Source organism: Propionivibrio sp., assembly GCF_047602565.1.
In the GTDB taxonomy this organism is placed as follows: Bacteria; Pseudomonadota; Gammaproteobacteria; order Burkholderiales; family Rhodocyclaceae; genus Propionivibrio.
Genome location: NZ_JASGGX010000001.1, coordinates 3,879,930 through 3,902,170, shown reverse-complemented (window position 1 = coordinate 3,902,170; position 22,241 = coordinate 3,879,930). Strand labels below are relative to the sequence as shown.

Sequence of the window (22,241 nt, the reverse complement as noted above, 5' to 3'; positions counted from 1 at the left end):
GGGGCGGGCTAGAACAGTTCGACGTTGCTGGATCTGGCCGCGCCGGGCCGCACCGCCGCGGAGGGCCGGCCGCCGCCGGCGGACAGCGCGTGCTCATGGACCTCGCGCTGCTGGTCCATGACGTAGGCCGAATACAGGGCGTCGAATTCGTCCTGCAGCGGCGTGATTTCCGGGTCCGCGGCCGCGTAGTCCTCGCCGTGCTGCAGGACGTCGGCGACTTTCTGGGTGTGCGCCTCGATGCGCCGGATGGCGTCGATCACCTGTTCCAGCTGCTGCCGGGTGATGTCCTGGAACTGCACGCTGGCCAGCGCTTCCATGAACATCTCGGCCAGCCGGTCGCCGCTGGCGTTGATGCTGGACAGCATCTCGTGCTCGCGGCCGACCGACAGTTCGAGGCGGGCGCTCAGGTCGGCCAGCTGGCCGGAGAACGCTCCGAGCGTCTGCTTTTCCTCGTCGATGCGCGAATCGGCCTGCCGGTCGCGCGCCCGCGCCTCGATGATGCCGGCCACGGCGAGGATGCCCTCGTCGATCTTCCTGACCGCGGCCTCGGTCTCGTTCGACAGCTTGCGCACCTCGTCGGCGACCACGGAGAAGCCGCGTCCGGCCTCGCCGGCGCGCGCCGCCTCGATGGCCGCGTTGAGCGCCAGCAGGTTGGTCTGTCCGGCCAGGTGCCGGATGAGGTCGAGCAGCGACTTCAGGGACTGCGTCTTCTCCACCGCCTCGCCATCGCTGCGCAGGTCCTCCTCGGTGTCGCTGACGCGCTTCCTGATGAAGCTCTCCAGCTGCCCGATCAGGGCGCGGCTTTCGGCCACCTCGGCCCGCGACTGCGCGGCATTCTCGTCCGACGCCGCGCTGGCCGAGGCGATGCGCCGGCGCAGGTCGGTGACCACCTCGTCGATCGTCTGCAGCCGTTCCGCGAAGCCGACGGCGGCTTCCTCGGTGTGCGCGACGACGCTGCGCAACTGCCCGGCGATCATCGCGTTGAACGGCGGCACCGCCTTCAGCTGCGGCGTGGCGATGCGCTTGCACAGCCGGTTGGCCGGGCAGAAGGGGCGCGGGTCGGCGATCTTCGCGCGCAGGCCGAAATAGGCGTCGTTGAAGCGCAGCACCGAGATGCAGCGCACCGCGCCGATGAAGGCGAACAGCAGGCCGAGGGCGGCCAGCGCCGCGGCGAAGCGCCCGCCGAGGCCGAGCGCGGCCAGCCCGGCGCCGAACACCTCGTGCAGCAGGAAGGCGAGCAGCGTGGCCAGCGCCAGCGCGGCGAGGTTGACCTGCAGCGCGCGCCGGGCGAAGAGCCGGTCTTCCGCGCTTCTCGCGGGGTCCATGGTCCGCGTCCTACCGGATGACCAGCTTGATGGTGTTCAGCAGTTCGTCGGCGGTGGCCGGCTTGACGATCCAGCCGGAAGCGCCGGCGGCCTTGGCTTCCATCTTCCTCGCCTGCTGCGATTCGGTGGTCAGGAAGAGGATCGGCATGAACTTGTAGGCCGGCATCTTCCGGACTTCCCTGATCAGTTCGATGCCGTTCATGCCGGGCATGTTGAGGTCGGTGAGCAGCAGGTCGATGCGGGTCCCGGCCTTGAATTTATGCAGCGCGGCCTCGGCGTTCGACGCCTTTTCCACGGCGTAGCCGGCTTTGCCGAGAATGCTCGAAATACTCAGAAGGATCGTGGCCGAATCGTCCACCAGCATGACTGTGCTCATAGCGCGTGCTCCCAGACAGAACTTCATGCTCTCAGAAAAAATTTGCCGTGTGCATCCGTGGAAACCGCAGGATTTTGCGGAAACTACGGAGGCGGCGGAGCGGCCGCTCAGGCCTGCAGCGCCGCCCGCAGCGAGGCGACTTCCGCGGCCGATTCGGCCAGGATCAGGCTCAGCGTCGCGTCGTCGACCAGCATCTCCAGCTCGGCGTCCATGCCCCTGCGGCTCATGCCGGCCAGCGCGCCGAGCGGGGATTCGACCGGCGCCAGCCGGTCGGCCAGCAGCAGGGTGTCGCCCAGCGAGGCCGGCGGCAGGGCGAGGTAGCCCGACCACAGCGTTTCCATCGCCGCGCCGATCCCGGCCGGCGCGTCGAGCGCGCGCAACACGGCCCGCCCGACCCGCGCTTCGCCGTCCTCGTGCCAGGGTTCGAAATCGCCGTCGAGCAGCCCCGGAAACTCGCGGGCGCGGGCGAGCAGGTAGAAGCCGCCGACCTCGTGGGCGATGCCGGCGAAGAAGGCGGCGTCCGGATTCTCGCGCGTCACGCGCCGGGCCAGCACGCGCGCCAGCGCGGCGACGTGGGCCGTGTGTTCCCACAGGCGGGCGGCCAGCACGGCGTATCCGCCCTGCCGGGCGGAATCGTTGAGCTGGCGGATGACCAGCGACGTGGCGAGGCCGCGCAGGGTGGCGAAGCCGATGCGGGCGATCGCGCCGTGCAGGTCGGAGATCGCCTGTCCGCGCGGGTTGTAGGCCAGCGAATTGGCGACGCCGACGATGCGTGCCGAGAGTAGCGGTTCGGCTGAGATCAGCTTCACCAGGTCGGCCGTCGCGCAGTCGGGATCGTCGAGCAGGCGCTGCACGCGCCGGGCGATCCGCGTGTGGGTGGAAAACGCGAGATCGCCGCGCAGGGCGTCGTCGGCCAGGGTTTGCAGGAGGGGTCGGACGTCCATGGCGATTCCTTTCGGGTTTCCGGTCAGCGGCCGCCGCCGAACGCCGCGATGGCCGTCGGCATCCGCGCCAGCGGCAGCGTGTGATCGACGGCGCCGAGTGCGATGGCGGCCCCGGGCATGCCGAAGACGACGCAGCTGGCTTCGTCCTGGGCGATGGTGGCCGCGCCGGCGTCGTGCATGGCCCGCAGGCCGCGCGCGCCGTCGTCGCCCATGCCGGTGAGCAGGATGCCGAGCGCGTGGCCGCCGGCGGCGACGGCGACGGAGCGGAACAGCACGTCGACCGACGGCGCGTGGCGATTCACCGCCGGCCCGTCGCGGACCTCGACGGCGTACCCCGCGCCGCGCCGGACGCTCATGTGCCGGCCGCCCGGCGCGACCAGCACGCGGCCGGGCAGCACGCGGTCGCCGTGCCGCGCCTCGCGCACCTCGATCCGGCACAGGCCGTCCAGGCGCTCGGCGAACAGCGCGGTGAACACGGCCGGCATGTGCTGGACGATGACAATGGCCGGGCTGTCGGCCGGCAGCCGCGTGAGGATCGTCTCCAGCGCCCGCGCGCCGCCGGTCGAGGCGCCGATGGCGACGATCCGGCGCAGCGCGGCCGGATCGCCGGGGAATCTCGCCCCGCGCCCGCCGATCATGGGCGCACGCTCCGTATTTCGGCGCCTTCCCCTGCGGGAAAGGCCAGCCAGACGTTGCCGTTCCACAGGTCGAAGTGCAGCTTGCGCCGGCCGCTGCCGCCGACGTGCCGGGAAATCAGCGGGATGTGGTGGGCGGCGAGCAAGTCCAGTCCGTAGTCGATGTTGCGGGCGCCGATGTCGAGCCGGCCGGCGCCGAACATGTTGGCGCCGCCGAACAGCTTGGCCTGGTATTCGGCCGGCCGGGTGCCGTGCCGCTCCACGTGCCGCAGGAAAAGTTCGAAGGCTTCGCCGGCGAAGCGCCCGTCCAGGGCAGCGCCGTCCGGCCGGTGGCGCCGCGTCAGCATGTAGTGGCACATGCCGCCGATGCGCTGGCGCGGGTGCCACAGGGTGATCGACACGCAGGAGCCGAGCAGCGTCGAGATGCGCGTGCGGCCGCCGCCGAAATGGAACTCGCCGGCCTTGAGCACGACCGTGTTGACGGCATCGGGCGAATGCGAGGCGCTCATGGCTTGCGGTAGATGGTCGGCCGCACGGCGACGACGCGATCGGTGACGCCGGCCAGGGTCTCGGAGTGGCCGATGATCAGGTGGCCGCCCGGCCGCAGCCGGGGCAGCAGGTTATGCACCACCCTCGTCTTGGTCGCCTGGTCGAAATAGATCATCACGTTGCGCAGGAAAACGACGTCGAACTCGCCGATGCCGGCATCGACCGGCTGCATCAGGTTGATCTGCAGGAAGCGGACGCGCCGCCGCAGTTCGGGCGCGATCAGCAGGGTGCCGGCGTGCGCGCGCACGCCCTTGAGGCAGTATCTGCGCAGGTAGCCGGGTGGAATGCCCTCGGTGCGCGCCAGCGGGTAGTGGCCGGCCGCCGCCCTGGCCAGCACCCGCGTGCAGATGTCCGAACCGACGATTTCCCAGGGCGCGTCGGGCAGCGCCTCGGCCAGCACCATGGCGACCGAATAGGCCTCCTCGCCGCTGGAGCTGGCCGCGCTCCACAGGCGGAAGGCGGCGGCGTCGCGGCGCCCGGCCAGGATCTCCCGGCGCAGAAAGTCGAAGTGGTGCGGCTCGCGGAAGAAATAGGTCTCGTTGGTGGTCAGCAGGTCCACCATGGTCTGCAATTCTTCCGGATGGTCGCCGGAGGAGAGCAGCCGGTAGTACTCGGAAAAGGTGCCCAGCCCGTAGTGGCGCAGGCGCTTCCCCAGGCGCCCGGCGAGCAGGACTTTCTTCGCGTCGCTCAGGCTGATGCCGGCGATCTCGTGGATCAGGCGCCGGAACAGCGCGAATTCCCGCTCGGTGATCTCGCCGCCGGTCATCAGAAGAGCTCGATCTTCTTGTCATCGGACGCCGGCGCGCGCCTGAGCGATTCGGCGTAGGCCCGCTCCTCGCGGGCGATGACGTCGGCGGTGGCCATGCTGGTCACCATGCGCTTGCAGAACGCCTGGCCGTTGCACGGCAGGAACAGTACCTTGCGCGACCACGGGCCGAGCAGGTCCGCCGAGACCAGCGGAATGCCTTCGCGCTGCAGCCATTCCTTGGCGAAGCCGGCGTTGCGCAGGCCGATGCTGGACGCGCCCGCCTCGGTGTCGATGATGGTGCCGCCGCCGAACGCCTTGGCCTGCAGGCGCGGCTTGCGGGCGCCCTGGCCGAGCAGGGCGTTGAGCAGCGCCTCCATGGCGAAGTTGCCGGAGAGCAGCGAATCGATGTCGCCGTGGCGGCTGCGCCCCATATCGGGCAGCATGAAATGGTTGATGCCGCCGATCCGCAAGTGCGGGTCGAACAGGCAGACGGCCACGCAGGAGCCCAGCAGCGTCGACAGCGGCAGCCGGCTCTCGACCGCCCAGCCGCCGGGCTGGATGTTGCGCGCATGGCGTTCGAGCTCCCTGGCGGACAAAGCGGTGTAGTCCACCGGCACACTCACGGACCGCCCGGCGGCAGGGCGGCGGCGATGTCCTGCACCATGTCCGAGATCGAGCGGTCGAGCTCTTCCAGCCAGAGCCCCGTCGGTTCGCCGTTGCGCAGCGCCATCTCCAGCGACGAGGCGATCGAATGGATTTCGGCCATGCCCAGCAGGCCGGTGCGCACCTTCAGCGCATGCACGTGCTCGATGGCCTCCGGCATGGCGCCGCCGGCGATGGCCGCGTGGATCAGCGCCAGGGCCTGCGGCCCGTGGCCGACGAATTCGCCGAGCCAGTGCCGGTAGCGCCGTTGGTCGCCGGCAAAGCGGGCGAGCGCCTCGGCCCCGCGCACGCCACGAATCGCCGGCATCCGGCCGGCACCTTTGCTTCCGTCGTGCCCGTCCGACAAACTCATCGCAGAGCCTTCACTCGATTGGGTCTTCCTGTTGCACAATTGCTCCGCGGGCGGCATGCGAGAAGCACGCGCCCGCGCACTGACGCCGTGCCATGCTCCCAAAGTTCGCCGCGCCTGTGCATCCGTAATGTGTGCAGAAAATTGCGGAAACTACGGAGTCGCGCCGGCGCCCCCGCCCGGCTCTTGACGACAGCATGCCACCCGGTGCCTACTTCGATCTGCCGCCCGGCCACGGCCGGTACGATGATTTTTCAACACGCAGCAAACGGACACCGGAGGACCAGCAATGCCAAAGAAATACATTCTCGCGCTCGACCAGGGCACCACCAGTTCGCGCGCGATCCTGTTCGACCGCTCCGGCGGGAGCGTGGGCGTGGCGCAGAAGGAATTCACGCAGATCTATCCGAAACCCGGCTGGGTCGAGCACGACGCGATGGAAATCTGGGGCACGCAGAGCGGCGTCGCGCGCGAAGTGCTGGAAAAGACCGGCATCCGCCCCGAGGAAGTCGCCGCCATCGGCATCACCAACCAGCGCGAGACGACCATCGTCTGGGAAAAGGCCACCGGCAGGCCGGTGTGCAACGCGATCGTCTGGCAGTGCCGCCGCACCGCCGGCATCTGCGACGAATTGAAGGCCCGCGGCCTGGAGCCGTACGTCCGCGAGAACACCGGCCTGGTGATCGACGCCTACTTCTCCGGCACCAAGGTCAAGTGGATCCTGGACCACGTGGCGGGCGCCCGCGAGCGCGCCGAGCGTGGCGAACTGCTGTTCGGCAACGTCAACACCTGGCTGATCTGGAACCTCACGCGCGGCCGGGCGCACGTCACCGATTACTCGAACGCCTCGCGCACCATGCTGTTCAACATCCGCACGCTGCAATGGGATGAAAAGATCCTCGCCGAGCTGGGCATCCCGGCGGGCATGCTGCCCGAGGTGAAGCCGTCGAGCGGCGTCTACGGCCATACCGACGCGCACACCTTCGGCGGCGCCGAAATCCCGATCGCCGGCGACGCCGGCGACCAGCAGGCGGCGCTGTTCGGCCAGGCCTGCTTCGCCGACGGCATGGCCAAGAACACCTACGGCACCGGCTGCTTCATGCTGATGAACACGGGCGGGACGCCGGTGCCCTCGCGCAACGGCCTGCTCACCACCATCGCCTGGGGCGTCGACGGCAAGGTCGACTACGCGCTGGAAGGCGCCATCTTCGTCGCCGGCGCCGCCGTGCAATGGCTGCGCGACGAGATGAAGCTGATCGACGACGCCGCGCAGTCGCAGGAGCTGGCCAGCGCCGTCCCCGACAGCAACGGCGTGTACGTGGTGCCCGCCTTCGTCGGCCTGGGCGCGCCGTACTGGGACATGTACGCGCGCGGCACCATCGTCGGCCTGACGCGCGGCGCCAACCGCAACCACGTCGTGCGCGCCACGCTCGAAGCGATCGCCTACCAGACCCGCGACGTGCTGCAGGCCATGCAGGACGACTCGGGCATCACGCTCAAGGCGCTCAAGGTCGACGGCGGCGCGGTGGCCAACGACTTCCTGATGCAGTTCCAGTCCGACATCCTCGGCGTGCCGGTCGACCGCCCGCAAGTCACCGAGACCACCGCGCTCGGCGCCGCCTTCCTCGCCGGCCTGGCGGTCGGCTTCTGGCAGGACAAGGCGGAAATCGCCACCATCTGGAAGGTGGATCGCGCCTTCCAGCCGGCCATGCCGCAGGAAACGCGCGAGGCGAAATACAAAGGTTGGACGCGGGCCGTCGAGCGCGCGCGGGCGTGGGAGGATGCCGACGGCTGAGCGGTCGTCGGCCGGCGGAAGCGATGATTCCGCCGGTTCCCTGCGCTAACCCGCGCCTTCACTCCTGGAAGGCCTCCTGGCGTTTCTGCTTGACGGCGGGGAAGGCCATGACGGCGACGAGGGCGGCGGTGAGCAGGAGCAGGGCGGCGGAGATGGGGCTGGTGGCGAAGACCGCGTAGTCGCCCTGGGAGAGGATCAGCGCGCGCCGGAAGTACTCCTCCATCATCGGCCCGAGGACGAAGCCGAGGAGCATCGGCGCCGCCTCGCAGCCGAGCTTGGCGAGCAGGTAGCCGACCACCGCGAAGACGGCGGTGATGTAGACGTTGGCCACGCTGCTGTTCAGCGAATACACGCCGATGCAGCAGAACACCAGGATCGCCGGGTAGAGGAAGCGGTACGGGATGGTCAGCAGCTTGACCCACACCCCGAGCAGCGGCAGGTTGAGGATCACCAGCATCAGGTTGCCGACCCACATCGAGGCGATCAGGCCCCAGAACAGCTCCGGGTTGTTCTGCATCACCTGCGGGCCGGGCTGCACGTTGTGGATGGTCATCGCCCCGACCATCAGCGCCATCACCGCGTTGGACGGGATGCCGAGGGTGAGGAGCGGGATGAAGGAAGTCTGCGCCGCCGCGTTGTTGGCCGACTCGGGGCCGGCGACGCCCTCGATGGCGCCGTGGCCGAACTCGTGCGCGTACTTCGAGACCTTCTTCTCGAAGGTGTAGGAGGCGAACGACGAGAGCACCGCGCCGCCGCCGGGCAGGATGCCGAGGATCGAGCCGAGCGTGGTGCCGCGGAAAATCGCCGGCAGCATGCGCTTGAAGTCCGCCAGGGTCGGCCACAGGCCGGACACGCTCCTGGTGAAGGTCTCGCGGTGCTCCTTCAGCGACAGGTTGGCGATCACCTCGGCGAAGCCGAACAGGCCCATCGCCACGCAGACGAAGTCGATGCCGTCGAAGAGGGCCGGCAGGGCGAAGGTGTAGCGCATCACTCCCGAATTCACGTCGGTGCCGACCAGCCCCAGGATCAGGCCGAGCAGGATCATGCAGATGGCCTTGAGGATCGAGCCGGAGGACAGGATGATCGCCCCGACCAGCCCGAGCACCATCAGCGAGAAGTAGTCGGCCGGGCCGAAGTTGAAGGCCAGTTCGGCGAGCTGCGGGGCGAAGGCGGCGAGCACCAGGGTGGCCACGCAGCCGGCGAAGAAGGAGCCGAAGCCGGCGGTGAACAGGGCGGTGCCGGCTTTGCCCTGGCGCGCCATCTGGTAGCCGTCGATGGCGGTGACCACCGAGGACGATTCGCCGGGCAGGTTGACCAGGATGGCGGTGGTCGAGCCGCCGTACTGGGCGCCGTAGAAGATGCCGGCGAGCATGATCAGGGCGGTGGTCGGATCGAGGCCGTAGGTGACCGGCAGCAGCATGGCGATGGTGGCCACCGGGCCGAGGCCGGGGAGTACGCCGATGAGCGTGCCGAGCACGCAGCCGATGAAGGCGTAGAGCAGGTTCTGCAGGGTCAGCGCGGTGGCGAAGCCGAGCGAGAGGTTGGCGATCAGGTCCATGGCGCGCGCTCAGGCAAAGATCGTCGGCCAGGTCGGGAATTGCAGGTGCAATCCCTGGACGAAGACGAGATAGACCAGCACGCCCAGCACCAGCGCCGAGCCGACGGCGCCGGTCCAGGTGAATTCATGGCTGCCGCGCGCGGCCACCAGGACCAGCGCGACCATCGCCAGGATCACGCCGAGCGGGGCGAGCAGGACGGCGAACAGCAGCACCGCGCCGACGATCCACAGCATCGATTTCCAGTCCAGGCGGCCGACTTCCGTGCGCTGCGCCCGCGGCGCGAGCGACGAGACCGCCAGCACCGCGCCCAGCACGCCGAGCAGCACGCTCAGCCAGAAAGGGAAGTAGCCCGGCCCGATATCCTCCGCCGTGCCCAGCGTGTAGCCCCGCGCCACCACCGCCGCGAATCCCCCGAACGCCGCGAAAAATACCCCCGCCCCAAAATTCTGCTTGTTCCTGATTTCCACGTTTCTTTCCCAGCATCGATCCAAGGTTGCTGAATTGACTTCGCGAACCGCGCAGTCACCTGTCGCCGGTTGCCGGACGGGGGAACGGAGGCGCTCCCCCCTCCACCACGGCGCTTTGCCCGCCCGGAGGCATGAAGGCGGCTACTTGACCTGGATGTTGGCTTTCTCGATCACGCCTTTCCAGACCTGGAGTTCGGAGGCGATATGGTCGCGGAACTCCTTGGGCGATTTATGCACGGCTTCCGCGCCCATTTCGGCGAATTTCCTGATCGTCTCGGGCTTCTTCATGCAGACCTGGACCTCATCGGAAATCTTCTGGATGATTTCCGGCGGCGTGCCCGCGGGGACCAGGAAGCCGTGCCACGAACCGGATTCGAAGCCGGGCAGGAATTCCGAGACGGCCGGGAGGTTGGGATCGAACGCGGCCCGCTTCGCCGAGGCCGTGGCCAGGATCGTCAGTTTCCCGGCCTGGGCATGCGGCAGGATGAGCGGGACGTTATCGAACACCAGGCCGATCTGGCCGCCGATCAGGTCCGTGATCATCCGCGACGAACCCGGATACGGCACGTGCGTCATCTTCGTTCCGGTCATCTGCTGGAACCACTCGGCGGCAAGGTGCTGCGTGGTGCCGACGCCGGCGGAGCCGTAGGCCACCTTGCCGGGATTCTTTTTCAGGTACTCGATCAGCTCGGGCACGGAGTTGACGTTGACCTTGCTCTTATTGATCACCAGGACGTTCGGCACCGTATCGAACATGGCCACGGGCACGATGTCAACCAGCGGCTTGTACGGAACCTGATCCGGACGCAGCAGCGGATTGATCACGATGGCACCGGGGCCGGAGACCGCCAGGGTCAACCCGTCGGGCTTCGACCGGACGACCTGCGAGATGCCGATGATGCTGCCGCCGCCGGGCACGTTCTCCACCACGAACGGCTTGCCGAAAGCCCGCTGCAGATGATCTCCGACCACGCGCGCGAAGATATCGGCCACCCCGCCCGCCGCGAACGGCACGACGATCCTGACGGAGTCCGACGGGTACTTGTTGGCGTCCTGGGCGACCCCCACGCCGGAGAACAGGATGGAACACGCCGCGAACAACGAACCTGCCAATTTGAGTCTCATGTTTTCCCTCGCAAAACATCTTTGTTATTGAAATGCCCCGGCGAACGCGGGGCGGCTAAACGCGCCTGATTCGGTTATTTCTTCCACCGCGCATGCTCGTACGCCGCCGGATTGGCCACGTGCGGCCAGCGTTCCCCGCGCAGCACGGCCAGGGTGCCTTCCGCCGTCAGCCTGGAAGTCCGCGACGCCGATTCCCGGGTCAGTGCGGCCATGTGCGGCGTGGCGATGAAGTTGGGCAGCGAGAAAAGCGGGTTGTCCGGCTGCATCGGCTCGTCCGCCATGACATCCACCGCCGCGCCGGCGAGATGGCCGCTGCTCAGGGCGGCATGCAAGGCCTCCTCGTCGACGATTTCGCCGCGCGCGCAATTGACCAGGAACGCCCCCGGCTTCATCGCGGCAAACTGCGCCGCGCCGAACATGTTCCGGGTTTCGTTCGTCGCCGGCATGTGCAGGGACAGAATGTCGCACGTCGCCAGGAGTCTGGCCAGATCGGCTTCGTGTGTGTAGCCGAGCTGCTCCGCGACCGGCGCGGGCACGAAGGGATCGAATACCGACACCTCCATGTCGTTGTTCTTGCAGATGCGCGCCGTCTCCTTGCCGATGTGGCCGAAGCCGACGATGCCGAGGCGTTTTCCCGCCAGTTCGACGGCGGCATATTTGTTCCGGATGCCGAAGTCGCCGGCCGCCGTCTTGAGGTGGCTTTCGAGAACGTTCTTGGTGATGGTGTAGATCAGGGCGACCGCATGCTCGGCGACGGAGCGCTGATTCGTCCCGGGCGCGACGACGACGGGAATCCCCAGCGCGGTCGCCGCCGCCACATCGACGGTATCGACGCCCACGCCCGGCCGCGAAATCACCCGCAGCTTCGGGCAGGATTCCATGAGTTCGCGCCCGATCCGGCCGACCCGCAAGACGATGCCGTCGGCGTCCCTGGCCTGGTCGAGGTTGTTCCTCAGATCGGACGAGTTGGCGACGACGGTCGCCGCTTCCAGCTCCAGAACCTGCATTCCGTCTTCGTAGAGACGGTGCGACAGTAGTACGACGCTCACGCTTTCGCCTCCTGGAAATCGGCGATGATCTTTCTGATTTCCTCGATCTTGGCGTCGATCCGTTTTTCTTCTTCCGGGAGAATCGGTTCGGTGGGCTGGATGACGCGCTTGTCGAAGAAGCCGAGACGGCTCAGCGCATATTTCGTCGAGGCGGTCTGGCTCTTGGTCATCGGCCAGATCGCGGAAATCTCCGCGATGACGTCGTTGCAGGCCATCGTATTGGCGATGTCGCCCTGCCGGCCGTAGTCGTACATCCGGATATGCGGCTCGGGGAACAACGGCGCCATCGACGGGATGTACCCGTCGGCGCCCAGCAGCATGCTCGCCGCCGCCAGGTTGGTGGCGCCCTGGTGCAGCACGAAATCGGTTCCCTTGAAATGGGCGAGGCATTTCTGGAAATCCGGGAACGAACCGGAGGTGTCCTTGTAGCCGACCACCTTGTCGATCCTGGCGATCTTGAAAATCGTTTCGGCCTTGAGGTTCTGGCCGGTAAACGGCGGGATGTTGTAGATCAGCAGATCGGCGCTGGTATGCCGGGAAATTGCCTCGAAATGCCGGACCGTTTCATCCTGCGTGGCGTGGCGCGCATAGAACACCGGCGTAATGACGGCGGCCGCGTCGCCCATCTGTTCGAGGCGCTTGACGTTTTCGATCACGCGCCGCGTGCTGCTGTCCATCACGCCCGCCATCACGGGAACCCGGCCCGCTGCCTCGTCGATGGCGATCCGGATCGCCCGATCGCGCTCCTCCTGGGTCAGCGCCAGGCACTCGCCGTTCGATCCGGCGACGAAAATGCCGTGAATCCCGTTCTCGATGCAGTGACTGATCAGCTTTCTGAAGCCCGCTTCGTCAACGTTTTCCTGCGCGTCTACGGGGGTCACCACGGGTGGGATTACGCCGATGTATTTCTTGGCCATGTTTCGTTTCTTTCGTCGAAGAGTTAGCAGGAGGAGTTTTTCAGGATGTCTTCCGGGCGGATGTTGTCCACCTGCCCGTAAATGCAGAGCGCGTCGATGTATCCGCCGGGGCCGTATTCGAAGACATGCCATTCGAGCTCTTCGAAATGCAGCACGGTGTCCTTGCCGAGCATGACTTTTTCGTTGAGGAGGTCCTTGCCCGGCCCCTTGCGCACCCAGCCATCCTTCGCATCGATGATGTACACCACCTCCTCGGCGTGCCGATGCGGTTCCATCGGGCCGCTCGCCGCCGAATACCGGGCGAACGAAACCGTCATCTTCAGGCTCTCGGACGCCGAGTCCTTGCCGACGGCCCGCTGGATGACCCGGCCCGGAAGACAGTCCTTGTCGATATTTTCTTTCAGTAAGACTCGCATGCTCTTGATCCTTTCTTCTGTGTTCTTTTTCCTTCGTTCGGCGCCGCGCCGTGCATCGCTGCGAGCATTCAGCACGTTGCGTGCCAGCAACTCCAGGATTGATTTCATTGATATTTTTTCGCAGACCACGCAAAACCGATACAACTGTTCGTTACACATGTAAAAACATCGTGAATCATCTGTTACGATCGGCGCTGTCCATTCAACGACGCAACGCCACGGAGAGCAGCGGAGCATGTCCAGAATCGCCCTGATCACGTCCGACCAGGATCTTTTCGAACAGTCCGGAATCCTGTGCCGGGACCTCGGCCTGCAGGACGAGGTCGACCTGTACTTCACGCGCCTGGACCAGGCTCCCGAACTGGCGAGGAGCTTGCAGCACGAGGACGTCAACGTGATCGTCGCCCGCGGCGGGCTGGCCATGCTGATCCAGGAGGCCCGCATCAAGATTCCGGTGGTCGAGGTGGTCATCACCGGCCAGGACCTGGCGAGAATCTGCATCAAGGCCAAGGCGCTGACCGGACTGGAACGCCCGCGGGCGGCCTTCGTCGCCTTCGACAACATGGTTACCGACGTCGGCGTCATCGCCGAGCTGGCCAAAGTCAACATCACGATTCACCGGTTGCAGAAGGACGAAGAGATTCCGCCGATGATCGACGAAGTCGCCAAGCTCAACTACGACGTGGTTTTCGGCGGCACGCGAACGGTGAAGGTCGCGAGCGAACGCGGCATGAAGTCCATCCTGCTGGAATCCGGCAGCCTGTCGATCCGCAGCGCGCTGCTGGAAGCCAGGAAGGTCGCGCAGGGACGGCAGATAGAAAAGGAGAACGCCGGGAAATTCAAGGCGCTCGTGGATTACTCGTTCGAGGGAATCATCAGCATCGACAAGGAAAAAAGAATCCTGACGATCAACCCGGTCGCCGCGCAGTTGCTGAACCGCTCGCCCAGGGAATGCCTGGGGCAGGCGCTGCACGTCCTGATCGACCTCCCGGAAATCGACGAATGCCTGCAGACCGGGCAGGAAATCCGGGGCAAGGTGATGCAGCGGGAGAACGCCTGGATCTGCCTCAACGTCGGCCCCATCGTCGTCGAGCGCGAAACGATCGGGGCCTTCCTGACCTTCCAGGAGGCCAGCCGCATCCAGGAAGCCGAGGCGACGATCCGCACCGAGCTCCTGGTCAGGAAGTTCGCCGCCAAGTACGCGCTGTCGGACATCGTCGGCCAATCCCCGCAGATCGCCGAGGCCAGGCGAATCGCCGGCGCGATCGCGTCGACCGACGCGACGATTCTGGTCCAGGGCGAATCCGGGACGGGGAAGGAGCTGTTCGCGCAGGGCATCCACGCCCTGAGCCCGAGAAAGAACGGCCCCTTCGTCGCCATCAACTGCGCCGCGCTGCCGCCCAACCTGCTCGAAAGCGAACTGTTCGGCTACGTCGAGGGAGCGTTCACCGGGGCCATCAAGAAAGGCAAGCCCGGCCTGTTCGAAATGGCGCACCACGGCACCCTGTTCCTGGACGAAATCTCCGAAATGGACAGGTACGGGCAGAGCCGCCTGCTGCGCGCCTTGCAGGAAAGGCAGATCATGCGCCTGGGCGGCGACAAGTACATTCCCGTCAACGTGAGGGTCATCGCGGCATCCAACCGGAACCTGATGAGCCTCGTCGAATCCGGGACGTTCCGGCAGGATCTCTATTACCGGCTCAAGGTGCTGGTGCTCAATCTGCCGCCGCTCCGCCAGAGAACGGGAGACATCGAGCATCTCGCGGAGGAGTTCCTGCAACGCCACAAGCGAACGTACGACAAGCGGATCGAGCTGACCGCGGACGCCTACGCCGAACTCGCGCGCCACCCCTGGCCGGGCAACGTGCGCGAGCTGTCGCATTTCATCGAACGCCTGGTCGTCACCGCCAGCGAGACGTCGATCAACGGGGAAGCCATCCGGCGCTCCATCGAAGACCGGGAATACGACCAATCGCCGCGGGCGATGCCCGCCCCCGCCCTCTCCCCGGCGCTCCCCGACGAGGATGCGCGGGTCCTGTCGGCCCTCCGGACCCACGGCTACAACATCAAGGACACGGCGGCGGCGCTCGGCGTCTCGCGCCCCACGCTTTATCGGAAGTTGAAGCGACTCAACATAAGGATCGCCAAAACGGCATGATCCCGAAGGCCTGTGCGGACGAAGTCAGATCAGCCGGCGCCGGAAGAAGGTCGCCGCCACGGCGAGGATCGCCAGCAGGATCACCGCCACGCGACCCCTCGGCAGGTGCCGATCGCCACGTTCATGATCATGCCCGGCCCGCCGGCGGCGAAAGACACCCCGGCGGGCGGGCGTCAGGCGATCAGATGCACGCCGTCGCCATGCAGGCGCAGGCCGCGCGTCTCGCCGGCGGGCAGCACGACGCGGATCTGGGCGTAGGGCAAGGTCCAGGTTCCCTGCCGCGCCGCCTTCAGCTCAAGCGCCTCGCCGTCGGAAAGCGCGTCGAACGCCAGCACCGCGCAGGCGTCGTCGGCGAAGGAAGCCTGCCGGCCGTCGTCCTCGAACAGTTCCGCGCGCGTGGCGACCGCGCCGCCGGCTTCCGGCCGGGCCGGGAAGAAGTACAGGCGGCGCGAGGCTTCCTCGGTCTTCGCCGCGTCGTCCCAGGTGTCGGTCGCCGGCAGCACGGCGCCGGCGCGCACGAACAGCGGCAGCCGGTCGAGCGGCGCGTCAACGGTGATCGTGCGGCCGCCGGCGTGGTATTCGCCGGACCAGAAATCGTACCAGCCGGCCGCCTGCGCGCCGCGCGGCAGATACAGCGTCCGCCGCCGTTCGCCCGGTCCGAAGACGGGGGCGGCCAGCAGGTCGCCGCCGATCATCATCTCGTCGTTGTCGCGCCAGCATTCGGCGTCGTCGGCGAAATGGAAGAAGGTCGGGCGCAACACCGGCGCGTGCCGCGCGCCGGCCTGCCACATCAGGGTGTAGAGGTAGGGCAGCAGGTGCAGGCGCAGATCGATCGCCGCGCGGATCGGCGCGGTCGCTTCGGCGTGCAGCCACGGCGAGTTGACGCTGCCGTCGGCCTTCCAGGAATTCATGATCATGCGCGGCACCAGGCAGCACGCCTGCGTCCAGCGGATCAGCATTTCCGCGTCGGGCACCGGGCCGGCGAAGCCGCCGATGTCGTGCCCGACGTTGAACAGGCCGGACAGGCCCATGTTCAGCGCCATGCGCTGGTTCCAGCGCATGGTGTGCCAGCTGGTGACGTTGTCGCCGGTCCACGACTGGGCGAAGCGCTGGATGCCCGGCGGACCGCCGCGGGTGACGGTGAACGTCCGCTCGCCGGGCATGAGCTCGGTCTGCCGGAGCGCCGTCGCCCGGGTCATCAGCAGGGCGTGCAGGGCGCGCGAGCGGTGGATCGGGATAGCCTGCCCGCCGCCGTAGGAAACGCCGGTTTCGCTCCAGATCTCGTACTCGTTGTTGTCGTTCCAGCCGGCGTCGAAGCCGTATTCGAGGATCTGGCGCTGCAGGCCGTCCTGCCACCACAGGCGATCGCTTGCCCGGGTGAAGTCGAGGTGCGCGCCCCAGCCGTCCCAGAACTGGTCGAGGCACGGCGCGCCGCTGGCGGCGTCGCGCACGAAGCCGCCCTGCGCGGCCAGCCCGGCGTAGGCCGGATGATCGTCGAGCAGGCAGGGCTTGAGGTTGGCCACCGTCCTCACGTCGGCCGCGCGGAAGGCGCGCAGCAGCGCCTGCGGATCGGGAAACTTGTCGTTGTTCCAGGTGAACACGTAGCGCCGTTTGCCGCGGCTCGAATAGCCCGAGCCGAAGTGGTAGCTGGACAGCGGGAAGTTTTCCGCCTCGGCGCGCGCCAGGAAGGCGCCGATCCTCGCCTGCGCGTCGGGGAAGTCGGTCAGCGCCATGGTGGTGTTGGCGTAGCCCAGCGACCAGCGCGGCGGCATCGCCGTGCCGCCGATGAAGCGCGTATAGCGGGCCAGCGCACGCGGCACGTCGGGACCGGCGATGACGTAGTAGTCGAGGTCGCCGTCGGCGATTTCGGTGGAGCGGAAGAAGCCGTGGTAGTTGTCGAATTCCTGGCCGAAATCGAAGGTGCATTCGGCCAGGGTGTCGTAGTAGATGCCGTAGGCGCTGCCCGTGTCGGCGCGCCGGCCGAGGAAAAACGGCCAGTGCTTGTAGAGCGGGTCGCTCGTCTCGGCGTCGTAGCCGAGCGCGTCGAGCTGGCGCGTGCGCAGGCGGCGCCCCGCCTTGTCCAGCCGGCCGGTCTTGTCGCCGAGGCCGAAATACTGGTCGTGTTCGTCGCGCGCCTGCCAGTGGCTGAGCGCGCCGCTGCGCTCGGCGGCGGCGTAGGCGTAGCTGGGGCGGTCGGCGCAGCAGGCGCGCCAGGCGGCGCCGTCCCATTGCTCCCAGGCGAGGCCGAAGGGCGCGAGCGTGACCCGCACGCGCAGCAGTTCGCCGGTCAGCACCGGCGCGCCGGGGTCGCCCGACACGCTGCCGCCGGCGTCCGGGAACAGCGTCAGGCGGTCGGCACCGGACCACGGCGAGTCCTGCGCGTCCTGGCGGAGCGTCCATGTGCGCGTTTCGCGCAGGCCGCCCGGCGGCACGAACAGCACGCGCCCGATGCCTTCGGCGACCATCGCCACCCGGCAGGTCCAGCCCTGGCCGAGCGCCAGCACGATGCCGCCGGCATCCGACGACAGGAGATGTGCACTACGCAAGGGAGTCATCAGCGCACCGTCCTTTCCTCTTGGCTTTTGTCGAACAGATGGCAGCTGGCGGGCGGCGCGTACACCGTGACGGCGTCGCCGATGCGCATCGAGCGCTGCCCCGCGCAGTGCACGGTGATGCGCGTGGCGCCGTCGGGCAGCACGCCGTAGAGCAGGCAGTGCCCGCCCAGCTGCTCCACCCCGGCGATCGTGAGCGGCAGCGGCAGCGCGCCGGGCGTCTCGGCCAGCGACAGGTGTTCCGGCCGCACGCCGAGGGTGCAGGCTTCGCCGGCGGCCAGGCGGCGTTCGGCGGGCAGCTCGACGGCCGCGCCGTACGCCGTCGCCACCCTGCCGTCGGCGCCGATCGCGGCAGGCAGGAAGTTCATCTGCGGCGAGCCGATGAAGCCGGCCACGAAGCGGTTGCCGGGCCGGTTGTACAGCTCCAGCGGCGAACCGATCTGCTCGATCCGCCCGAGGCGCAGCACCACGATCTTGTCGGCCATGGTCATCGCCTCGACCTGGTCGTGCGTCACGTAGATCATCGTCGAGCCGAGGCGGCGGTGCAGGCCGGTGATCTCGCTGCGCATCGACACGCGCAGTTCGGCGTCGAGGTTGGACAGCGGTTCGTCGAAAAGGAAGATCTTCGGCTCGCGCACGATCGCCCGGCCGATGGCCACGCGCTGGCGCTGCCCGCCGGAGAGCTGCGTCGGCTTGCGCGCGAGGAAGTCGTCCAGGCGCAGCAGCCGGGCCGCATTCTCCACCTTGGCCCGGATCGCGTCCTTGGGCAGGCCGATGTTCTCCAGTCCGAAGGCCATGTTCTGGTAAACGGTCATGTGCGGATAGAGCGCGTACGACTGGAAGACCATGGCCAGCCCGCGATCGGCGGCGCGGATGTCGTTCACCCGCTCGCCATCCAGGCAGATGTCCCCGCCCGACGCCTGTTCCAGCCCGCAGATCAGGCGCAGCAGCGTCGACTTGCCGCAGCCGGACGGGCCGACGAAGACGACGAACTCGCCGTCGTCCACCTGCAGGTCAACGCCGTGGATGACGCGCGTCTTGCCGAAGTCCTTGACCACGTTCTTCAGTGCCAGTGAGGCCATTTTTATTTGACTCCCGCGGAGGCGATGCCCTGGGTGATGTATTTCTGCAGGAAGGCGAAGACCAGCGTGACCGGCAGCAGGGTGATCACGGTCATCGCCAGCAGGTAGTTCCACTGCGTGACGAGGTCGCCCTGGAAGGCGTTGAGCGCCAGCTGCAGGGTGAACTTCTCGGCCTTGGACAGCACGATCAGCGGCCACAGGAAGTCGTTCCAGCGCCACATGATCGAGAAGATGGCCAGCACCGCCAGCGCCGGCGCCGACAGCGGCAGCATGATGCGCCAGTAGATCTGCCACTCGCTGGCGTGGTCCATGCGCGCCGCTTCGAGCAGTTCGTCGGGAATCGTCAGCATGTATTGCCGCAGCATGAAGACGCCGGTCGGCGTGGCCACCGCCGGCCAGATCACCGCCCACAGGCTGTTGAGCAGGCCGAGCTCGGTGACGATGAGGAAGTTGGGCACCAGCACGATGGCCGGCGGCACCATCAGCGTGGCGATGATGAACAGGAAGACACCCGTGCGCCCGCGGAACTGGTACTTGGACAGGGCGAACGCCGCCATCGAATTGAAGAACAGCGTGATCACCGTGGCCACCACGGTGATGAACACCGAATTCCACAGGTAGCGGCCGAAATCGAGCTTGTCGACCAGGTCCGTGTAGTTCTCGGTGGCCAGGTGGAATTCGCGCACCGGCTCGCGATCCTTGACGTTGACGCGGATCGGCTCGTCCGGGCGGGCCGGGTCGACGTAGGTCGCGGTCAGGCCGATGCGCCGTATTTCGGGCAGTTCGCGGGTCGTCCCGTCGGGCAGCCTGACGCGGAACACCGGCTTGGGCTTGTCCTCGCCGGGCACCGCCACCGTTTTCTGCCCGTACGGCAGCAGCGTCGGCGGGAATTCGCTCAGCGCCGCCTCGGTCTTGAACGACGAGGCGAGCAGCCAGAGCACCGGCCCGAACATCAGGAACAGGCCGAAGGCGAGGTAGGCGTAGGTCAGCCAGTCGGTCCAGTCGAGCCGCTGGCGGCCGTGCGTGGCGGTCAGGAAGGGGACGAGTTTCATTTGGCGCGCTCCCCGGCCGAACCGGCCCTGGTGGTCTTGAGCTGGATCAGCGTCAGCGCGATCAGCGCCAGCGCCAGCAGCAGCGAACCGGCCGCCGCGATGCCGTAGAGCCGGATCGGCTCCTGGAAGGCGGTCTGGTAGATGAACTGGACGACGAACATCGTCGCCGAGCCCGGCCCGCCGCCGGTCAGGACGAAGACGTTGTCGAAGGTCTGCACCGCGCGGATGGCGCCGAGCACGCCGACCACGATCATGTTCGGCATGAGCAGCGGCAGCGTCACGCGCCACAGCGTCCGCCACGGCGAGGCGCGGTCCATCTGCGCGGCCTCGTACAGGTCGGCCGGAATGGCCTGCAGGCCGGACAGCAGGATCAGCGTGTAGAAGCCCATCTGCGACCAGATGCTGACGAAGGAGACCCAGAAGAACGCCCACTCCGGCTCGCCGAGCCAGAGCACCGGCTTGCCGCCGATGGCCACCACGACGGCGTTGAGCAGGCCGTCGCGCTGCAGAATCCATTTCCAGATCAGCGACACCACCACCGGCGACAGCAGCACCGGGTAGAAGAACACGCCGCGCCAGAAGCCGCGCCCGATGATCTTGCGGTTGAGCACCAGCGCGGTGATCAGGCTGAAGACGATCATCAGCGCCACCTGCAGCACCGAGAAGCGGGCCGTGTTCCACACCGCGCGCCAGAAGAGATCCTTGTTGCAGCTGGCGGGCTCCCAATAATTCCGGCAATCGAGCAGCGTCGCCATGTTCTCCCAGCCGACGTAGGGGCGGTCCTGCGGATAGAGCTGCACGCCGCCGGTGAAGGCATAGAAGAAATTCACCACGATCGGCAGGAAGGTGAACACGCCGAAGATCACCAGGTTGGGCGTCAGGAAATACCACGGGGTGCGCGCGGATGCGTTCATCGCCCCTCCTCCTCGTTGGCCTTGGCTTGCATCGTCGTTCCCCTTGCCGCGGGCGGCCCGGGCCCGCCGCCGGAGCGCCGGGCGGAGCGGCCGCGCGCCGCTTCCGCGGCAGCGCGGTCCGTCCGGCGCCGCGCCGGTCTTTTTACTTGGCGGAGCTCTTCACCTGCTCGTCCATGTCCGCCGCCAGGCGCTTGATCGCCTCGTCGACCGACAGCTCGCCGGCCACCGCCTGCCCCAGCCGCTGCGCCGTGGGCAGGAACATGGCGCGGTTCAGGCCGTAGCCCTGCAGGTCGAAATTGGCCTTGGCGATCTTCGGCACGTCGGCCACGAAGACGTTCAGCGCCGCCTTGGCCGCCGGCGAAACCTGGTAGTTCACGCCGGCCTTGGCCACGCCCAGGTGCGCCGGGATGTTTTCGGTCTTGGCCATCAGCTCGGCGTAGTTGGCGTCGCTCGCCAGGAAGTCCAGGAACTTGGCGACGGCGGCCGGATTCTTGGTGCGCTTGAAGGCCACGAAACCCGCCCCGCCCGGCATCGCCGTGCACGTGGCCGGACCGCAGAACGCCGGGGCGACGACCCAGTCGAAGGCCTTGCTGGCCTGCTGGCTCATGCGCCGGATCTGCCAGGAACCCGAGTAGTACACCACCAGGCGGCCGTTGACGAACTCGTCGAAGGCGTCGCGGTACTGCGAACCGCCGATGCCGCCCCAGACTTCCTTGGGCATCAGGCCGGCCTTGTGCCATTCGACGAATTTCCTCGCCGCCGTCTTGTAGCCGTCATCGATCACCGGGTTGCCCTTGTCGTCGAAGATCTTCGCCCCGTAGGCCACGGCCAGCGGCGCGAAACGGTGGCCGCTGCGATCCATGGCCATGGCGAACGGCGTCTTGGTGGCGTCGGCGACCTTCTTGGCCGCGGCCATCCAGTCGTCCCAAGTGGCGGTGGCCGGCGGCAGCGGCACGTTGGCCTGCTCGAACAGGGTCTTGTTGACGAAGGCGCCCGTCACCGTCAGCTGCGACATGAGTCCGTAGATGCCCTTGCCGCTGGCCTTTTCCTCGGGCGAGCGGAACCAGTCGAGCGTGGTGGCCAGGTTGTCCTGCCAGTACTTCACGCGCGCCGCGGAGAGGTAGGGCGTCAGGTCGAGGTAGTACTTGTTGAGCCCGCCGAGTTCGGTGACCCGCGCGATGTCCGGCCCCTCGCCGGCGGCGAGCTGCACCGGCAACTGTTCGACGACGGCCTTGAACGGCACCTTGTCGATGACGATCCTGATGCCGGAGTTCGCCGCCTCGAAACGCCTGGCGATCTCGCCCGTCACCTCGCACTCGTTGCTGTCCGAATAGCACTGCACGCGCACTTCCTGCGCCGCGACGGCGCCGGCCATGCCGAGCAGGAAACCGGCGGATGCCGCCGCGATGATTTTGCGTTGTTGCCTTTTCATGAACATCCCCCAAAATCACATTGAACCAATCCGGCCTGTCCGGCCGGAACGAGTTTGCTCCCGATCATCCGGAAATACCGTCCTGCGCCATCGTGCGGGGTTTCATTCCTCCACTTTCTTCACTGCACTCTACT

The 22,241-nt window shown here is 67.4% G+C and carries 21 protein-coding genes; 2 read left to right on the top strand and 19 right to left on the bottom strand.

Features of this window, described 5'->3' with window-relative positions; translation table 11 throughout:
- Positions 1 to 8: 8 nt before the first annotated feature.
- From QM701_RS18440 to QM701_RS18405, 8 genes are all read right to left on the bottom strand, one after another.
- Positions 9 to 1,325, bottom strand: a complete 1,317-nt coding sequence (locus QM701_RS18440) for a methyl-accepting chemotaxis protein (protein ID WP_415168464.1) — start codon at positions 1,323 to 1,325, stop codon at positions 9 to 11.
- A 10-nt stretch (positions 1,326 to 1,335) separates the two neighbouring features.
- The gene (locus tag QM701_RS18435; RefSeq protein ID WP_415168463.1) at positions 1,336 to 1,701 is read right to left on the bottom strand and encodes a response regulator; all 366 of its coding nucleotides are present in this window, start codon (positions 1,699 to 1,701) and stop codon (positions 1,336 to 1,338) included.
- A gap of 107 nt (positions 1,702 to 1,808) precedes the next feature.
- A complete protein-coding gene (locus QM701_RS18430) occupies positions 1,809 to 2,645 on the bottom strand; it encodes an HDOD domain-containing protein (protein ID WP_415168462.1) in 837 nt (278 codons plus the stop codon).
- A gap of 23 nt (positions 2,646 to 2,668) precedes the next feature.
- Positions 2,669 to 3,283 (bottom strand): chemotaxis protein CheB, encoded by a 615-nt coding sequence (locus QM701_RS18425; protein WP_415168461.1) that lies wholly within the window; start codon positions 3,281 to 3,283, stop codon positions 2,669 to 2,671.
- Positions 3,280 to 3,789, bottom strand: a complete 510-nt coding sequence (locus QM701_RS18420; protein ID WP_415168460.1) for a chemotaxis protein CheD — start codon at positions 3,787 to 3,789, stop codon at positions 3,280 to 3,282. The genes QM701_RS18425 and QM701_RS18420 overlap by 4 nt, the downstream gene beginning before the upstream one ends.
- Positions 3,786 to 4,595, bottom strand: a complete 810-nt coding sequence (locus QM701_RS18415; protein ID WP_415168459.1) for a CheR family methyltransferase — start codon at positions 4,593 to 4,595, stop codon at positions 3,786 to 3,788. The genes QM701_RS18420 and QM701_RS18415 overlap by 4 nt, the downstream gene beginning before the upstream one ends.
- Positions 4,595 to 5,188: a chemotaxis protein CheD gene (locus tag QM701_RS18410; protein WP_415168458.1), complete on the bottom strand. Its 594-nt coding sequence runs from the start codon at positions 5,186 to 5,188 to the stop codon at positions 4,595 to 4,597. The genes QM701_RS18415 and QM701_RS18410 overlap by 1 nt, the downstream gene beginning before the upstream one ends.
- 8 nt (positions 5,189 to 5,196) lie before the next feature.
- Positions 5,197 to 5,547: an Hpt domain-containing protein gene (locus QM701_RS18405; protein ID WP_415168457.1), complete on the bottom strand. Its 351-nt coding sequence runs from the start codon at positions 5,545 to 5,547 to the stop codon at positions 5,197 to 5,199.
- Positions 5,548 to 5,878: 331 nt separating this feature from the next.
- Here QM701_RS18405 and glpK point away from each other — a divergent pair, with 331 nt between their 5' ends.
- A complete protein-coding gene (glpK, locus tag QM701_RS18400) occupies positions 5,879 to 7,384 on the top strand; it encodes a glycerol kinase GlpK (protein ID WP_415168456.1) in 1,506 nt (501 codons plus the stop codon).
- A gap of 58 nt (positions 7,385 to 7,442) precedes the next feature.
- Here glpK and QM701_RS18395 read toward each other — a convergent pair whose 3' ends face one another.
- The 6 genes from QM701_RS18395 to QM701_RS18370 all read right to left on the bottom strand — a co-directional run bounded on the left by QM701_RS18395 (position 7,443) and on the right by QM701_RS18370 (position 13,025).
- Positions 7,443 to 8,942, bottom strand: a complete 1,500-nt coding sequence (locus QM701_RS18395; RefSeq protein ID WP_415168455.1) for a tripartite tricarboxylate transporter permease — start codon at positions 8,940 to 8,942, stop codon at positions 7,443 to 7,445.
- 9 nt (positions 8,943 to 8,951) lie between these two features.
- Entirely contained in the window at positions 8,952 to 9,410 is a 459-nt protein-coding gene (locus QM701_RS18390) for a tripartite tricarboxylate transporter TctB family protein (protein ID WP_415165571.1), read from the bottom strand.
- A 141-nt stretch (positions 9,411 to 9,551) separates the two neighbouring features.
- A complete protein-coding gene (locus QM701_RS18385; RefSeq protein WP_415168454.1) occupies positions 9,552 to 10,535 on the bottom strand; it encodes a Bug family tripartite tricarboxylate transporter substrate binding protein in 984 nt (327 codons plus the stop codon).
- Between the two features lie 74 nt (positions 10,536 to 10,609).
- Complete coding sequence (locus QM701_RS18380; RefSeq protein WP_415168453.1) at positions 10,610 to 11,584, bottom strand: hydroxyacid dehydrogenase; 975 nt, start codon at positions 11,582 to 11,584, stop codon at positions 10,610 to 10,612.
- Positions 11,581 to 12,501, bottom strand: a complete 921-nt coding sequence (locus QM701_RS18375; protein ID WP_415168452.1) for a dihydrodipicolinate synthase family protein — start codon at positions 12,499 to 12,501, stop codon at positions 11,581 to 11,583. The genes QM701_RS18380 and QM701_RS18375 overlap by 4 nt, the downstream gene beginning before the upstream one ends.
- Positions 12,502 to 12,524: 23 nt before the next feature.
- Positions 12,525 to 13,025 (bottom strand): hypothetical protein, encoded by a 501-nt coding sequence (locus QM701_RS18370; protein ID WP_415168451.1) that lies wholly within the window; start codon positions 13,023 to 13,025, stop codon positions 12,525 to 12,527.
- 127 nt (positions 13,026 to 13,152) lie between these two features.
- Between QM701_RS18370 and QM701_RS18365 the strand changes: the two genes are divergently transcribed.
- Positions 13,153 to 15,075, top strand: a complete 1,923-nt coding sequence (locus QM701_RS18365) for a sigma 54-interacting transcriptional regulator (RefSeq protein WP_415168450.1) — start codon at positions 13,153 to 13,155, stop codon at positions 15,073 to 15,075.
- 173 nt (positions 15,076 to 15,248) lie between these two features.
- On the opposite strand, the gene QM701_RS18360 is transcribed toward QM701_RS18365, so the two are convergent.
- The 5 genes from QM701_RS18360 to QM701_RS18340 all read right to left on the bottom strand — a co-directional run bounded on the left by QM701_RS18360 (position 15,249) and on the right by QM701_RS18340 (position 22,107).
- Positions 15,249 to 17,630 (bottom strand): TIM-barrel domain-containing protein, encoded by a 2,382-nt coding sequence (locus tag QM701_RS18360; RefSeq protein ID WP_415168449.1) that lies wholly within the window; start codon positions 17,628 to 17,630, stop codon positions 15,249 to 15,251.
- Positions 17,630 to 18,709, bottom strand: a complete 1,080-nt coding sequence (locus QM701_RS18355; protein ID WP_415168448.1) for an ABC transporter ATP-binding protein — start codon at positions 18,707 to 18,709, stop codon at positions 17,630 to 17,632. The genes QM701_RS18360 and QM701_RS18355 overlap by 1 nt, the downstream gene beginning before the upstream one ends.
- Before the next feature lie 2 nt (positions 18,710 to 18,711).
- Positions 18,712 to 19,761, bottom strand: a complete 1,050-nt coding sequence (locus QM701_RS18350; protein WP_415168447.1) for a carbohydrate ABC transporter permease — start codon at positions 19,759 to 19,761, stop codon at positions 18,712 to 18,714.
- Positions 19,758 to 20,675 (bottom strand): carbohydrate ABC transporter permease, encoded by a 918-nt coding sequence (locus QM701_RS18345; RefSeq protein WP_415168446.1) that lies wholly within the window; start codon positions 20,673 to 20,675, stop codon positions 19,758 to 19,760. Before QM701_RS18345 ends, QM701_RS18350 begins: the two co-directional genes overlap by 4 nt.
- Before the next feature lie 142 nt (positions 20,676 to 20,817).
- On the bottom strand, positions 20,818 to 22,107 hold the full coding sequence (locus QM701_RS18340; protein ID WP_415168445.1) for an ABC transporter substrate-binding protein: 1,290 nt from the start codon (positions 22,105 to 22,107) through the stop codon (positions 20,818 to 20,820).
- Positions 22,108 to 22,241: the final 134 nt, after the last annotated feature.

Bases quoted from the DNA above. Each gene is read 5' to 3' on its own strand.
- QM701_RS18355 (WP_415168448.1), bottom strand. From the start codon at position 18,709: ATGGCCTCACTGGCACTGAAGAACGTGGTCAAGGACTTCGGCAAGACG.
- QM701_RS18385 (WP_415168454.1), bottom strand. From the start codon at position 10,535: ATGAGACTCAAATTGGCAGGTTCGTTGTTCGCGGCGTGTTCCATCCTG.
- QM701_RS18440 (WP_415168464.1), bottom strand. From the start codon at position 1,325: ATGGACCCCGCGAGAAGCGCGGAAGACCGGCTCTTCGCCCGGCGCGCG.
- QM701_RS18420 (WP_415168460.1), bottom strand. From the start codon at position 3,789: ATGAGCGCCTCGCATTCGCCCGATGCCGTCAACACGGTCGTGCTCAAG.
- QM701_RS18360 (WP_415168449.1), bottom strand. From the start codon at position 17,630: ATGACTCCCTTGCGTAGTGCACATCTCCTGTCGTCGGATGCCGGCGGC.
- glpK (WP_415168456.1), top strand. From the start codon at position 5,879: ATGCCAAAGAAATACATTCTCGCGCTCGACCAGGGCACCACCAGTTCG.
- QM701_RS18435 (WP_415168463.1), bottom strand. From the start codon at position 1,701: ATGAGCACAGTCATGCTGGTGGACGATTCGGCCACGATCCTTCTGAGT.
- QM701_RS18370 (WP_415168451.1), bottom strand. From the start codon at position 13,025: ATGAAATCAATCCTGGAGTTGCTGGCACGCAACGTGCTGAATGCTCGC.
- QM701_RS18395 (WP_415168455.1), bottom strand. From the start codon at position 8,942: ATGGACCTGATCGCCAACCTCTCGCTCGGCTTCGCCACCGCGCTGACC.
- QM701_RS18365 (WP_415168450.1), top strand. From the start codon at position 13,153: ATGTCCAGAATCGCCCTGATCACGTCCGACCAGGATCTTTTCGAACAG.
- QM701_RS18405 (WP_415168457.1), bottom strand. From the start codon at position 5,547: ATGCCGGCGATTCGTGGCGTGCGCGGGGCCGAGGCGCTCGCCCGCTTT.
- QM701_RS18350 (WP_415168447.1), bottom strand. From the start codon at position 19,761: ATGAAACTCGTCCCCTTCCTGACCGCCACGCACGGCCGCCAGCGGCTC.
- QM701_RS18375 (WP_415168452.1), bottom strand. From the start codon at position 12,501: ATGGCCAAGAAATACATCGGCGTAATCCCACCCGTGGTGACCCCCGTA.
- QM701_RS18340 (WP_415168445.1), bottom strand. From the start codon at position 22,107: ATGAAAAGGCAACAACGCAAAATCATCGCGGCGGCATCCGCCGGTTTC.
- QM701_RS18430 (WP_415168462.1), bottom strand. From the start codon at position 2,645: ATGGACGTCCGACCCCTCCTGCAAACCCTGGCCGACGACGCCCTGCGC.
- QM701_RS18425 (WP_415168461.1), bottom strand. From the start codon at position 3,283: ATGATCGGCGGGCGCGGGGCGAGATTCCCCGGCGATCCGGCCGCGCTG.
- QM701_RS18415 (WP_415168459.1), bottom strand. From the start codon at position 4,595: ATGACCGGCGGCGAGATCACCGAGCGGGAATTCGCGCTGTTCCGGCGC.
- QM701_RS18345 (WP_415168446.1), bottom strand. From the start codon at position 20,675: ATGAACGCATCCGCGCGCACCCCGTGGTATTTCCTGACGCCCAACCTG.